This is a genomic window from Photobacterium sp. DNB22_13_2, from assembly GCF_052873915.1.
In genome coordinates this window covers 184364-197857 of the sequence record NZ_JBNNXU010000007.1, presented here as the reverse complement: position 1 = coordinate 197857, position 13494 = coordinate 184364, and the positions used below count along the sequence as shown (strand labels likewise).

Here is a 13494-nt window from a genome sequence, read left to right as displayed (position 1 = left end):
TATCCCCATGCCACGATCCATTTATACCGATGACCATCCGACTCACCATGCGTGGGCATCGATAGTCAATGATTACTCTGCCGACAAAGCCGTATTTAACACTTCCCCCAACAAAACCATGATGTGGATATTCCTGCTTAGCGATATATTCGTCTTCGGCTGTTTCCTCGTCGGTTATATGTCTGTAAGGATGACAACAACTGAGCCTTGGCCTATTCCCAGTGATGTTTTCGCCCTAACTATCGCCGGGCAATCAGTCCCTTTGGTGCTAATTGCCATCATGACGTTTATCCTCATCACCAGTAGCGGCACCATGGCCATGGCGGTCAACTGCGGTTACCAGCAACGACGTGGAGCTACCGCATTACTCATGCTGATCACCGCTTTATTTGGCCTGAGCTTTGTTGGGATGCAAGCGTTTGAGTGGACCAAGCTGATAGAAGATGGCTTCCGTCCTTGGGAGAACGAGGCTGGCGCGGTTCAATTTGGCGCCTGCTTTTTCATGATCACCGGATTCCACGGCTTGCATGTTACTGTTGGGGTGGTTTATCTGCTCATTGTGGCGTGGAAGGTCTGGCGGGGAGATTATGAACGCCCAAATAGCAATAAACCTCATGGTAACCATTCAGGTGGGAACTATGAAATCGTTGAAATCGCAGGCTTATACTGGCACTTCGTCGACCTTGTTTGGGTCTTCATTTTTGCGTTTTTCTATCTCTGGTAGCTATCTCCTGTAGGAAGGTACGCATATGACTAGCTCAACGAAAACCAACACGCAACAACACCCGATCAGTCTCTATTTAGGTATTTGGCTACTCCTGTTCGTATTGAGTGCCTTATCTTATATGGTGGATTACTTCCAGCTGGAAGGAATATTGCGCTGGAGTTTGATCTTGCTCTTTATGGCCCTTAAGGCTGGCCTTATCGCTAGTGTCTTCATGCATATGCTATGGGAGCGAATGGCATTGGTCTGCACTATATTTCTGCCACCTCTGGTACTCTTGGTACTTGTCGGCCTAATGGTCAGCGAGGCTAACTATATATTTGCACTCAGAGATAGGTTCTTTAGTTAGTCATCTTTATGTGTTTTAGCCGCTTCAATGCGGTAAAACTCAGGTAATGATGGTGGGATCGTTTGCCAAGCTTGCTCCTCCCACATTTTTTCATAACTGTAGTCAAATAGCTCTGTCATAAATTCACCACTGTAGGGTGAAAGCTCTTCCGACACCTGAAAGTCCTCATCAATGTACGCTAAGTTGAAATGGATTCCCTGCTGACGGGCATTATGGTAAATATGCTCGACATCTCCGATGCCCTGATTGAGCAAAAGTGTATTGATGGTTCTTTCGCTTATTTTACTGAGCCTATAGGGCACTGGTTGGAAATCCGATTTCAAGCTACTGTTACGGATCACATAGAGGTTTTGCTCAACGTCCATATCACGCAGATCTACCCATGAAGGTGCGAAGAAAACTTGACGTACTACCCCCCCATCAACGTGCAGTTCATCGAACTGTTGACCGTCTTGTTCAAACTCGATTTTCCGCGCCGGAAATGCTCCAGGTACTGAGCTGCTGGCAATGATCAGCTCTTGAATCAGGGTGGTAGCTTGCGGGGTACTGTGTTCAGCTATCCGACCGATATTCCAAAGAGCAAGACGCTGGTTATCGATATTGGTCGTCCCGATAATCAACTGACGGCCACGTATACTCTGCTTGGCAATTTCCGCGACCAACTCATCGGTCACTACTTGGCGAACTTTCTGCTCAAAGGGAGAGATATCGAGCAGAGACTGGTGCCTAGCAAGGGCAAATATATTCCTGAAATGGAATAAATCTTTAAACTCAGTTTCGGTATAAAGTTCTGTTAGTACATCATCGTAATCACTGCCGAGGAAGGCAAATACCGACACAATGGCCCCTGTTGATATTCCCGTTACCACATCAAACTCTGGACGATCCCCCCGCTCCGTCCAAGCTGTTAACAATCCAGCAGAGAAAGCGCCATTAAAGCCACCTCCAGATAGCGCTAGATAATTCAAATTCTGCTTCTTCTGATGCTCCTTAATCCAACTGCTAGTGTTGGTTTGGATCATGGCATTTAAACCTTCAGGGTTAAATTCATCCCATACCCTGATCTCCTCAAACGACGAAGGCATCATGGTATAAGTAGCAGGATCCGCACTACGATCTGAACTACTGCAAGCAGAGAGTAAAACAGGCAATAACAAGAATATCCAACGCTGCACTATTCATTCCTTAGCATATCAATACACGTCATTCTATTCATAGAGGCTGTAGGTTAGCTGAACCAGATCTCGAACATGACTATTGATAAAACTCGTGATACTCAACGGCAAAAAGCCCGACAAAACTCTTATTTTGTCGGGCTTGCATTGAATATGTCTACATCATTTAGAACCAGGCAACAACCTGATCCATCTCGCGGCGTGTTTTAGCAAACGCTGGCTCATTTTCTCGGTAACCCAGTGCGACCATTACTGCAGGTTGATAGACATTAGGGTCGATATCAAAATGCTCTTTCAATACTTCGACGTTTTTTTCCATCTCAAAACCTTCAATAGGACAAGAATCTATCCCCAGCAACGCCGCAGACGTCATCACATTGCCTAGTGCAATATAGGCCTGACGCGCAGACCATTCAGTGATCTGCTGCTTACCTTCAATCTTGAAGTCATGTTCTTGGAATTTCTGGAAAGCCCCATTAATAAAGCCAATGACTTCTTCAGGCAGCTTCTTCACTTCACGCATGTGTTGCTGCTGATAGTCAGAATTGTGCTTCATGGTTATATCTGTATGGGCAAGAAAAATTACAAAATGGCTCGCTGTACCCAACTGGCCTGCAGTTCCATTGAAAGCACCATTCGCTCCCCAACTAAATTCACGGAACAGTTCTCGTTTTTCTGGAGACTGGACGACAAGGATCTGCCAAGGTTCAAAACCAAATGAACTTGGGGATAAGCGTGCCGCTTCCAAAATAGTATTGAATTCGCCATCGCTGATCTTACGCTTAGGATCAAACACTTTCGTTGCATGACGAGAGTTGAATGCTTCTAGGATCTGTACCTGAACATCATTGGTTTGTTTGATATCTTTCACTATATTGGCCCTATTTCACTTCGTTATGGACAATTCATCCCACACCAAACTTTGCGGTCTTTCACTGTGTGGCTTGACGTCTGTCTTGATGAAAAGCAGTTTGAATCTTTTATCGAAAAAGAAAAAGAGCAGAGAAAACCAATGACTATGGACTAAAACTGCCATAATTAAGTATCTGTATAGCGTTACCTTGCCAACCATGACAAGTCACATAGAACCCCCGGTTTTAGTGAAAATGTAAAAAGCCCCATTAGCGAATAGGGCTTGGTTTGTTAACGTTAACAGCTCAACGAAAGCGCATCACATAAGTGTATGAAAGCATTAAGCAACCTCATGGAAGTGATTTTATATTAGCTGGCTAATTGACTAGCTTCATCAAAGATACCATGACGACAATACGATATTCCTAGCTGCTCCAGCTCAATCAAATGGTTATTCAATTTACGTAAAAAATGATACCACTGGCGCGATTCAGACCATGCGACTTCTGCTACGGCAAACAGTCGCGGATAAAGTAAATAGTCGAGCGTATGCTCATCAACCACAGTTTCAGACCACAGCGCAGTCTGCACACCCAAGACTTTATCCTGTTTATCGGCTGGGATATTGGCAAGCGGATCGTAATGATAGACCTTTTCGAGCGGCAGTATTGCTGCCCAATCAAGGCCTGGTTCATCAATACAATGGCTTTGTACCATGTCAAGGTATAGGAATTGCCCCGGCTGAAGCACAACATCGTGGCCTTTTTCGATACATTCCAGTGCCGCTTTTTCACTTTGCCAAGAAAAAACCACCGTCTCTTTGCTGACGTTATCACCATCAACAACCTCTTCCCAACCCAGCATTCGGCGCCCTTTCTTCGCCAAGTGTTGCTCAGCAAAGCGTAATAAATGCCCTTGTAACTCTTTCGGGTCGGTATATCCTAATTGAGCCATGAGCTGCTGGCAGCTTGGACTTTGACTCCATACCCCCTCAGGTACTTCATCAGCCCCAATATGTACATAGAGTGCAGGAAAGAGTTCACACACTTCATCCAACACAGTACAAAGGAAGGCGTAAGTTCCATCCAGACCAGGTGACAACACATTATCGTTAAAATGCTGAACACTGGTATATTGCGACTCATCCTGAGCGTCATACAGAAGTTCCGGTAAGGCTTTGATGGCCGCACGCGAATGGCCGGGAATATCTATTTCAGGAATAATGGTGATACCACGAGCTGAAGCATAAGCGACCACATCCCGAATATCTTGCTGAGAATAGAAACCACCATAACTCTCAGTCAGGTGGCTATATTGAGCAGGTAACACCTCATTAGGACCACGCCATGCGCCCACTTCAGTCAACATCGGATAAGCATTAATTTCAATGCGCCAACCTTCATCATCAGTCAAATGCCAGTGAAATACATTAAACTTGAGTCGTGCCAGCTGGTTAATAATCTGCTTAACTTTGCTAACTGAATGGAAGTGACGGACACAATCAAGCATCATCCCTCGATAGCCGAGCCGTGGCTTATCTTGGATCTCGATACAAGGCAACACAAATGTCTCGTTGTTGTTAGGCTGTAACGGGATCAGCTGCAGCAAACTGGCAACAGCAGAGAGAAAACCCCGTTCTTCGCTGGCTTGTATCAGAATATGATCTGTGTTGACACAGAGGAGATAACTTCCCTCGCTGCACTGGCTGTCCAGCTCAAAGCGAATCAATCCGTAACGACTAAGCTCACAGCTATCAGTAAATGCAAGCTGATGACGCTGCACTAACTCGTCTTCAAACCATAGTGAGGCCATCCGAGCAAACTCGACATCACACAGAACCTGACAACGGCTATCCAGTGTGAAACAACCCGCTTGAACCATCAACTGAGCAGGCTGAGGAATGATAGATATCGCGGCTATTTTCCCGATATTTTCCTCTACATTCTGGTCGCGGAGCAGCGCACAGTCACTAAACTGCAGGGGGGTTACATCTATCCTGTGCATGTTTTGTTGAATCACTACTACCGCTTCGGTAATACCATGTCCTTGCAGCGAAATATGTGGAAGAGGAACCTCAAACTCGACACTAAATCGTTCCCCGGCCGTGAGCACTCGGAATGACTCAGGGGGAGTAAGTCGATACAGAGTGCCTACCTGTTCAAGACTCCCACTAGTTAAGGTGTTAGCCGTGATACCACGGATACAGCTAAATTCAAGATGCCAATCAATTAGGGGGGAATCACTTTGGTGACTAAAGGTAACCAACAAACGGCTGCCAGCTTCATCATTGGCAATCAAATGCTGTTCTAAACGTAGACGCATTCCAATGTCTCTTTCAAAAATAAGTAGAATTACAAGCAGAGGGGCAGGAAAATCCTGCCCCTCTAGAGGGTGGCGTTAGTTCAATCTCTTATTTAAAGATAAAGCTACGAATTTGCTTCGGCTTAAATAGCCCAAGCCCAAATTTGCCATTGAAAGATTGTGCGTCGGCAATAGGTTGTTCTAGCAAGTTTACTTCAGTGACAGATGTCTCGGCAGTCGCTGCCTTTAAATGACCGGCCTCAGTAACAGTTTCGCTACTAGGGTTGTATAGTCGAACAAGAATACCGTGACCATCTTCTGTTGTTTTTATCGCACTCACAACGAGCTCCGCGCTATCAAGCTCAATGCCTGTGCGATGATCCGCAACCTGAGTGGTCAGAGGATGCATAACAAAATACTTCAGCGTATTGGTAAACTGATTAAGCGATTGATTCTGATAAACCAATGGCTCTATCGCATACTCTTGCCACATCTTCTGCACATGCGCGGGATTGAAGTTATCTTCAATCAACAAGGCACATTCACAATGCAATGCCCCCAGCAACTGACTATCCGGTGTCGGGATGTACTTAAATTGCTGGCCTGAAGCAATGCCGGGACGACGAATCAAGTCCGGTTTACCTAGCCAACCGACGCTGCGGAATAGTGTCAGGGCAATTTGGTTATTTGCTCTGACTTCGTACTCCTTAATACCTTTCGTCAATAAGCTAAGGCTGTAGGACTGATCATGCAGGTTAGCCAAATGCAGCATTGGGTAGATCGGACTTGGTTCTTCTTTCCAACCCTTCTCACGCCAATCATGAAGACGCTTAGGCACATTTTCACGCTCGACAACACCAAACGGTGTATCAGACCAGTTGGTTGAGGTTTCAAATGGCGTTGTTACGACCAACTGCACACGGTGATCTTTTACTTGATTGTCGAAATTAGCGTCGATCGACAACGGCAACACTGACTCCCCGCCAGCAACGGCATGTTCAAGACGAAGGGTGATGGAGTATCCCATCGATGCAGAGCAATTCTGCTTAGCACGTTCAGCGAGATCTTCAGGCAATGACCAAACGCCGTCGATCAGGATTGACTCAGAAAAGCCTTGCTTCACCACCCTCATGGTCGCCTGGCTCCAATCAAGTTGGATCAGCCAGTCATTCTTTGGCGGCGAATAATCATAGGTATCACCGTCATCGCCCATATCAACCAGATTAATACAGTTATCCCATACTCGATTTTGAGTTTTGTCCAAAAGCACAAACTGCCCCTGTTCAAAGTTCAAGCGATAACGGGCATTTTCAATCTCTATATGATCTGATGTCTCAACCGTCGTTTCTAAACCACCCTCAACATCGCGCTCGACTAGCTTTACGCTGGTATGGCCCGATGCGGGCAATGGATAATAGAACTCGACGTCACTCTGGTAGTAATAAAGTGAAGGATCATTGGTCGACTCATCACGCTGAATACTTCCGCGGTAAACGCGCTGTGATGAAACCACATCAACCTTGACCTCTTGTCCATCTAAATCCAACAGGACAAAGCTTGGAGCTGACGTAGAGATAACTGTCTTGATCAATGCATTTCGAGCATAGGGTAAGGTATTGAACAGTGTTACACGCCCATCAATACCACCTTGCTCTGCCGTTGGTTGTGATTCTGCCAGCTTTCTGACCAAATAATCCACAGCAGAGTCTGACGCCTGATCCGCTTCTTCAAAACGCGATAAAATGATCTTATTGGTTTTATCTGTATTACAGCCACCTGCACTATCATGGGCATGATTACGCAGAATGGTTTTCCAGATATTGCTCAACAGCGCTGGTTTAGACTCAATACCTTGTGAGGCAGCCATCACCATCAACGGTTCCAATTGATAAGAAAGGCGCCGCTCAACTCTATCGTTAAGATACTTATGATCATAACGAGAAGAATAGATTGAGCGGTGAATTTTCGACACCTGCCCATCTATCATCTCGCCACTAATGGTCGGTAAATCAAGGTTTTCAGCTTCAATATCCGCAAACAGTTTATCGTAGCTACTTTCAATCAGCTGATAGTCACTATTTGATGCATTGCTGATATCAAGACGTGATTTAAGTTCCTTATCAACGAAACGCTGATCGCCACCCAGTGGAATAGCAATATTGGCAGCCAGTGAACCGTCCTCAGCCTGAAGGCACAACGGGGTTGGATCATCAGAGTACATAACATGCGAGCCAACAAAGTAGCCGTTCTTTATGTTATATCCCAACACCTGACTACCGTCTTCACTCTGCCAGTTAAACTCACGAGCTTGGCACACATCGGTAGAAAGACCACGCCAGAATACTGTCTTATCAATGCCAACACCTTGGTAAATCTTTGGCATATCGATACTTTGACCAAACGCATCCGGCACATAACCAATAGACATCACAGGGCCTAAATCTTCAGCAAGGCGGATACCTGTTTGCAAGTTACGCACAATGGACTCACCACTGATAATCAGCTGATCCGTTTGCGTATACCAAGGTCCAATCTTCAGTTTACCTTGTTGAACCAGCGCGCGAAGGCGTTCAAGTTGCTCAGGGCACTGCTGAAGGTAATCCTCAATAATGCTCAGTTGGCCATCCAGTAAATACGTGTCATTCTCGCCATTTTCAAGCGCCGACATGACCTCATCCATGTGATAAACCAATTGAATCAAGGATTCGTGCGCTGAAAAATACCACTCATAGTCCCAGTGGGTATGAGGAATAACGTGAAATACTTTGTTCATCATTCAATCAATTCCTACTAACTCAAGCAATAGCAGCAGAAATAGTTAAATCCACTTCTTTACTGTCTTTTTTATTCAGCGTATCCCTAAATTCGTCATTCATCATGCAACGGGTCAGCTTAGTCAATATCTCTACGCTCTTTTCATCACCCTCAGCAGGAATACTCAATGCCACAGCCGTTTTCACCGGTCGGTCGTCCATTGTTTCCCACTCAATAGGATTGCTAAAGCGCACCACAAAGACCCCCGCATTCTTCGCCGCTTTGGTTTTGCAGTGCGGGATAGCCATACCATCTTTAAATCCGGTACTTGACTGGTTTTCGCGTGCTTTAAGCCCTTTTGCATACTGTTTTTCCGAAGAAACGTAGCCCAGTTTGTAAGCTTCCTTAGCAATAAACGCAATCGCTTCTGCTTTTGATGTAGACGTGGTGTCCATCAAAACGTGTTCAGGTTTGAAGACTTCCTTCGAGACAACCTCACCAAGCTCAGAAACCGTCGCACTGCCGCCATTCTCGGAAGTTACGGGTTTACGCCATAGACCAATGATTATCGCTGTCAGCGTAATCCCTGACATAGTACATAGGATCCAGGTAACAAATGGAATTGGCTGTTCGATATACCCAACGAAAGTCCCTAACGGAGAACCGATACCACCGTAGAACTTAACATCGAAGAAACCCACTAGGCCGCCGGCCAGTGCCGAACCCGCCACACTTGCGGTGATCATTTGAACTGGATGTGCGGCTGCAAATGGAATTGCACCTTCCGTCACACCCACAATCCCCATACCGAACGCGGAATCAGCAGAGATTTTCTCAGTATTAGTAAATTTGTTCTTGAAGAGTTTCGACGCCAGGAAAATACCAAGAGGTGCAACCGAAATCGCAGCCTGTGCCGCAGTACCAGGTACAAAGTTCGCGCCTTCAATACCGTATTTAGCAACAGTATCAGTCCATACTGCAGTACCAAAGATCAATGCTGTTTTATTGACGGGACCACCAAAGTCAAAACCGATCATTGCTCCAATGATTGCACCGATAATGAAAGTTGATGATGAATACGTCGAGGTCATCCATGTCAACCAATCATAAAGCGCCCCCATACCCGCAGCAATAGGGGTACCAATCATGTACTTAACAATAACAGTGATAAAGAAAGTGGCGATCAGAGGGATAATCATTATTGGTAGCAGCGGCTTACAAATCTTCGGCCAAGGAACCATTTTCAGATATTTCACCATGTAGCCGACTAAGAAGGCCACGAGGATAGCAGACAAAAAACCACCGCCGGTATCAGTACCTAAGAAGCCAGCATCGTTAGCAATATATGCACCAATCATTGCCGGTGCAATCGCTGGTTTAGACGCGATAGAGTTAGCAACAAAGCCCGCAAAAAGTGGAATCATCAACAGGAAGCCCACTTGACCCACTTTAAACAAGTGGAACATCAAGTCGCCCATAAACGTGCTTTGATCAAAGCCCCAAGCCACTAAGCGACCTAAGTCATCACGCTGGAAAGCAAACACGTTGGCAATAGCCAATAATAAACCAGCCGAGATAACCATTGGCACCATGTAAGAGATACCGCTCATCACATGCTGGATAAAACCATTCTCAGACGTTTTACCCAAAGTGATGTTACCTACTTCAGTCCCTTTACCACCAAAAACAGTGCCTTCTTTCATCGCAATGTCAACCAGCGCTTTGGCATCTTTCATCGCGACTTTTGGCCGGGTGACATAAATCTTCTTGCCTGCAAAACGCGCTTTGTCGACCTCGACATCAGACGCGAGCACCACAACATCGGCATTAGCGATCTCTTCTTCGGTCAGAACATTCTCTGGACCGATAGAGCCATTGGTTTCAACTTTTATGTTGAAGCCATGCTCTTTACCAGCATCTTCCAACGCTCGTGCGGCCATGTAAGTGTGAGCGATTCCCGCTGCACACCCTGTTACCGCTACTACATTAATTGTCATTAATTGAAGCTCCATAAACCTTATTACGTCAATTCGGCCGTCATTATGTAAGTATTTTCAGAAATATTTTGAGATCAAGGCCACAATTATCATCAGTCTGTAAATTTTTTCATTAAATGCATGGCAAAATACCGTACAAAACATAAAAGACGATAATCAAAGCGTTAAAAATGCGTAAAAACACCAATTACTGAAAAAATTTTCACGCACGCAGTGTAAATTTTTTCAAAGCAACTGCTGTAATTACGCCAATCCTTGACACAATTAAGAAGATGCTAACAATGAGTTTGAATTTATTTTCAGCAACAGTCGCCAAGCAGCAGAGCAGCGAACAGAACGATCAGCCCGATCCGATCTCTCATCATCTGTCTCACCTTATTGAGCAACAGAGTGCTATCACTCGTATATATCTAGCAGCACCCAGCCACAACCGCCCGCCAAAGGCATGGCAGCTTAACATGCCCCGTATTGATATTGTTTTGACGGGAAGCACCGACATTGTGTATTCCGTTGACGAACACCACAGTCAACGACAGCGGTTTTCCGCAGGTGATGTCTTATACATCCCAAGTATGGGCTGGAGTCAACCTCAATGGGGAGAAGCGGTGACTTTACTTAGCCTCAACATAGCCCCTCATAAGGTTGGCTTTAGCCTATATAGCAGAGAGGGAGACAACTTTACCGACACATATAAACGAACATCAGTTCATCGTAATCAGGCAGTTGGAAATGGACTGGTGCAGGTATTACAAGCGCTTGGAAGTGCGCAATCAGATACCGACACTATAAGCTTGGTGCTGCGCTCGCTGCTAAGCCATTTAATGCTTATGGAACAAGCACCCAAGAAGCTCCCTAGTCGTCAGGAAGAGCTGTTTCACAAAATAACAAAGCATATTAATGAAAACTATAACCAATCATTGAACCGTGAAGAGGTGGCTAGAGAATTCCATATTTCGCCCAACTACTTATCACATATATTCCAGCATCAGGGAAAAACAAGCTTCAAGGATTATCTTTGCCATAAGCGAATGGAAAATGCACAGCGTTTACTCGAGGTGAACCATCAGCGGATCAAGCAGATATCTCAGCAATGTGGTTTTTCCGATACGAACTATTTCTGCCGGCTTTTCAAACAAAAAACAGGGCTTACACCATCCCAATTCAGGGCTGGAATGGCGGCATAGCTTGACCAAGATCACTCCCCCAAGGTAACTTCAAGTCGCATGGTGAGCTGTTCCTCCCTCCTTTTGCTAAGGGAGGAACTAGAATATTGGCGTCTATCTGGTCAACCAAGCAGCCCCTCGTACACCACTACTATCGCCATAGACTGCACTTCTGACTGTCACTTTCGGCTCATTGGAGAATATATATTTACTCATCGCAGTTGGTAAGTCTTGATATAGTCGCTCAACGTTTGACATACCGCCACCCAGTACAATGACATCGGGATCAAGAATATTGCTAATAGAGGCAAAGCTTCTCGCCATCTGATCAAGCATCAGCTGATATGCTGCCACCGCCTGCTTGTCACCGGCATCAACCAGTGCCATGATCTGCTGGGAATTTAGGTTAGCCTGGTGCTTATGATTGTATTGCGCCGCAAAACCGGTACCAGAGATATACTGCTCAATACAGTTCTTCTTACCACAATAACACTGACCTATATTGCCATCATTTTCAGTGTTATATCCTGGCAGAGGATTATGGCCCCACTCACCAGTAATCGCATTAGCCCCAGTGATTATGGTTTGATTGACAACAATACCACCGCCACAACCAGTACCTACGATCGCACCAAATACAACAGTGCCGCCAGCTCCAGCCCCATCGACTGCTTCTGATAACGCAAAACAGTTTGCATCATTAGCAATTTTAACTATTTTCCCTGTCGCTAGGCCCAAATCGCCAATAACATCACGGCCATTGAGAAACGTACAGTTTGCATTTTTCATCTTTCCACTGGTAGGGCAAACCGCTCCCGGAAGCCCGATTCCAATCGCATTAAAGTGTCCCAACTGAGTGTTGATGTCTACAACCATTTCACCGATCTTTGTCACGAAAGCGTCATAGTTATCAGGGGTAGGATGGCGTAGCTTATATAACACTTCACCCTGTACAGATAAAACCTGAACCTCAATTTTCGTTCCACCAATATCAAAGCCCACTAACATAATTTAATCCCACATATTCTATATGAAGTTACTTCTACTAAAGGAGATGAATGTCAACCCAGCATCGAATATTCTTAAGGTGATCTTTTGATGCAATGATCATTATTATCCAAGGAAAAGTAACAATATATAAAATGTATAAATGCAGAAATCACATTTTATATATTACAACTAATCCACATTGAAATTATTAACTATCACATTAAAATATATAATAGTCCCTCCTCACCAAGCATACTGGATATTGAGAGACTACGAAAAAATGATAGAAATATTCAAAGGAATGTTATTTTTAGGTACAATTATCACTCTTCAAAACTTTGCTCTGTTTTCACCCACTTCTGAATTGAGTCCCGGAACAAAGAAACATATCGGAAATATATATGGTCAAAGGCTATTAACATAGGCAGTTGTCCAGAAATCATTCCTGTCGATTCTTCCCCTTTCAGAGATACCGTCAATAATGTTTTATCAGCACAATCAATTAATCGAGATTTCTCATTTGCCGTAATACACAATAACTGAACACCTTTAGCTTTCATTTTCTCTGCTGATTGGATCATTCTAGAATTATTACCCTTAAGAGAGAGCAGTAATACTAATTCACCTTCACCCAGAATAGAGCTTATCATTTCAATTGAATCATTATCGTTAACAATTTCGACAAACTTCCCTAAGCGCGTTAATCGAAACTTAAGATCATGAGCAGCAAAAGAACTATAACCTAACCCGAAAACATAAATGACTCTATGTTTGTTTATCATTTCACTAAAAAAGTCAACATCCTCTTGGTTAAGACGCTGATCGAACTGCTGCAGCATTTCAAAATATTCGTTTTGTAATGTCCGTGTTTCAGTAAACTCTGGGTGTTCAGAATCTAGCTGATTTTGATACAAGTAAAGAAACTCTTTAAAGTTATTCAGCCCGATTTTTTTACAAAATCGAGTAATAGAAGCCGTTGAAACACCAATTTCTGAGGCGAGTTCTTCAATGTTCTTGATCGGGTTAAGAGCAAGAAAGTAGTCCGCAATTTTCTGGTCAGTATTAGTAAATTTAAGACGAGCGTACTCAAATAACAACCTGAAATCTTTTATCATATCTATCCGCTTAGGTCTTTCACTACCAATCACTAAGAACAAAAGACAATCTACAATGAAAATAATTTCATTTC

At 44.4% G+C, this 13494-nt stretch carries 10 protein-coding genes; 3 read left to right on the top strand and 7 right to left on the bottom strand.

Annotated features, from left to right (window positions below):
• Window positions 1-7 precede the first annotated feature (7 nt).
• Window positions 8-724, top strand: coding sequence for a heme-copper oxidase subunit III family protein (locus ACVA58_RS12995; RefSeq protein ID WP_446510860.1), 717 nt, complete (start codon window positions 8-10; stop codon window positions 722-724).
• 25 nt (window positions 725-749) lie between these two features.
• A complete protein-coding gene (locus ACVA58_RS12990; protein ID WP_446510859.1) occupies window positions 750-1073 on the top strand; it encodes a cytochrome C oxidase subunit IV family protein in 324 nt (107 codons plus the stop codon).
• Here ACVA58_RS12990 and ACVA58_RS12985 read toward each other — a convergent pair.
• The 5 genes from ACVA58_RS12985 to ACVA58_RS12965 form a co-directional block, all read right to left on the bottom strand.
• Window positions 1070-2248, bottom strand: coding sequence for a patatin-like phospholipase family protein (locus tag ACVA58_RS12985; protein WP_446510858.1), 1179 nt, complete (start codon window positions 2246-2248; stop codon window positions 1070-1072). The genes ACVA58_RS12990 and ACVA58_RS12985 overlap by 4 nt on opposite strands.
• A 166-nt stretch (window positions 2249-2414) precedes the next feature.
• Window positions 2415-3119, bottom strand: coding sequence for an NAD(P)H-dependent oxidoreductase (locus ACVA58_RS12980; protein WP_446510857.1), 705 nt, complete (start codon window positions 3117-3119; stop codon window positions 2415-2417).
• Between the two features lie 350 nt (window positions 3120-3469).
• The gene (locus tag ACVA58_RS12975; RefSeq protein WP_446510856.1) at window positions 3470-5422 is read right to left on the bottom strand and encodes a family 20 glycosylhydrolase; all 1953 of its coding nucleotides are present in this window, start codon (window positions 5420-5422) and stop codon (window positions 3470-3472) included.
• An 88-nt stretch (window positions 5423-5510) separates the two neighbouring features.
• Window positions 5511-8177 carry a glycoside hydrolase family 38 N-terminal domain-containing protein gene (locus ACVA58_RS12970; protein WP_446510855.1) on the bottom strand — a complete coding sequence of 889 codons (2667 nt, stop codon included), beginning with the start codon at window positions 8175-8177 and terminating at the stop codon, window positions 5511-5513.
• A gap of 19 nt (window positions 8178-8196) precedes the next feature.
• Window positions 8197-10152 carry a fructose-specific PTS transporter subunit EIIC gene (locus ACVA58_RS12965; protein ID WP_446510854.1) on the bottom strand — a complete coding sequence of 652 codons (1956 nt, stop codon included), beginning with the start codon at window positions 10150-10152 and terminating at the stop codon, window positions 8197-8199.
• A gap of 281 nt (window positions 10153-10433) precedes the next feature.
• Here ACVA58_RS12965 and ACVA58_RS12960 point away from each other — a divergent pair, with 281 nt between their 5' ends.
• Window positions 10434-11336 (top strand): helix-turn-helix transcriptional regulator, encoded by a 903-nt coding sequence (locus ACVA58_RS12960; RefSeq protein WP_446510853.1) that lies wholly within the window; start codon window positions 10434-10436, stop codon window positions 11334-11336.
• Window positions 11337-11429: 93 nt separating this feature from the next.
• On the opposite strand, the gene ACVA58_RS12955 is transcribed toward ACVA58_RS12960, so the two are convergent.
• Complete coding sequence (locus ACVA58_RS12955; protein WP_446510852.1) at window positions 11430-12323, bottom strand: ROK family protein; 894 nt, start codon at window positions 12321-12323, stop codon at window positions 11430-11432.
• A 305-nt stretch (window positions 12324-12628) separates the two neighbouring features.
• The gene (locus tag ACVA58_RS12950; protein ID WP_446510851.1) at window positions 12629-13420 is read right to left on the bottom strand and encodes a MurR/RpiR family transcriptional regulator; all 792 of its coding nucleotides are present in this window, start codon (window positions 13418-13420) and stop codon (window positions 12629-12631) included.
• Window positions 13421-13494 lie beyond the last annotated feature (74 nt).

What these genes read in the sequence shown, in the direction of transcription:
- ACVA58_RS12970 (WP_446510855.1), bottom strand. Translation starts at nt 8,177, where the DNA reads ATGATGAACAAAGTATTTCACGTTATTCCTCATACCCACTGGGACTAT.
- ACVA58_RS12950 (WP_446510851.1), bottom strand. Translation starts at nt 13,420, where the DNA reads ATGATAAAAGATTTCAGGTTGTTATTTGAGTACGCTCGTCTTAAATTT.
- ACVA58_RS12960 (WP_446510853.1), top strand. Translation starts at nt 10,434, where the DNA reads ATGAGTTTGAATTTATTTTCAGCAACAGTCGCCAAGCAGCAGAGCAGC.
- ACVA58_RS12955 (WP_446510852.1), bottom strand. Translation starts at nt 12,323, where the DNA reads ATGTTAGTGGGCTTTGATATTGGTGGAACGAAAATTGAGGTTCAGGTT.
- ACVA58_RS12975 (WP_446510856.1), bottom strand. Translation starts at nt 5,422, where the DNA reads ATGCGTCTACGTTTAGAACAGCATTTGATTGCCAATGATGAAGCTGGC.
- ACVA58_RS12965 (WP_446510854.1), bottom strand. Translation starts at nt 10,152, where the DNA reads ATGACAATTAATGTAGTAGCGGTAACAGGGTGTGCAGCGGGAATCGCT.
- ACVA58_RS12990 (WP_446510859.1), top strand. Translation starts at nt 750, where the DNA reads ATGACTAGCTCAACGAAAACCAACACGCAACAACACCCGATCAGTCTC.
- ACVA58_RS12995 (WP_446510860.1), top strand. Translation starts at nt 8, where the DNA reads ATGCCACGATCCATTTATACCGATGACCATCCGACTCACCATGCGTGG.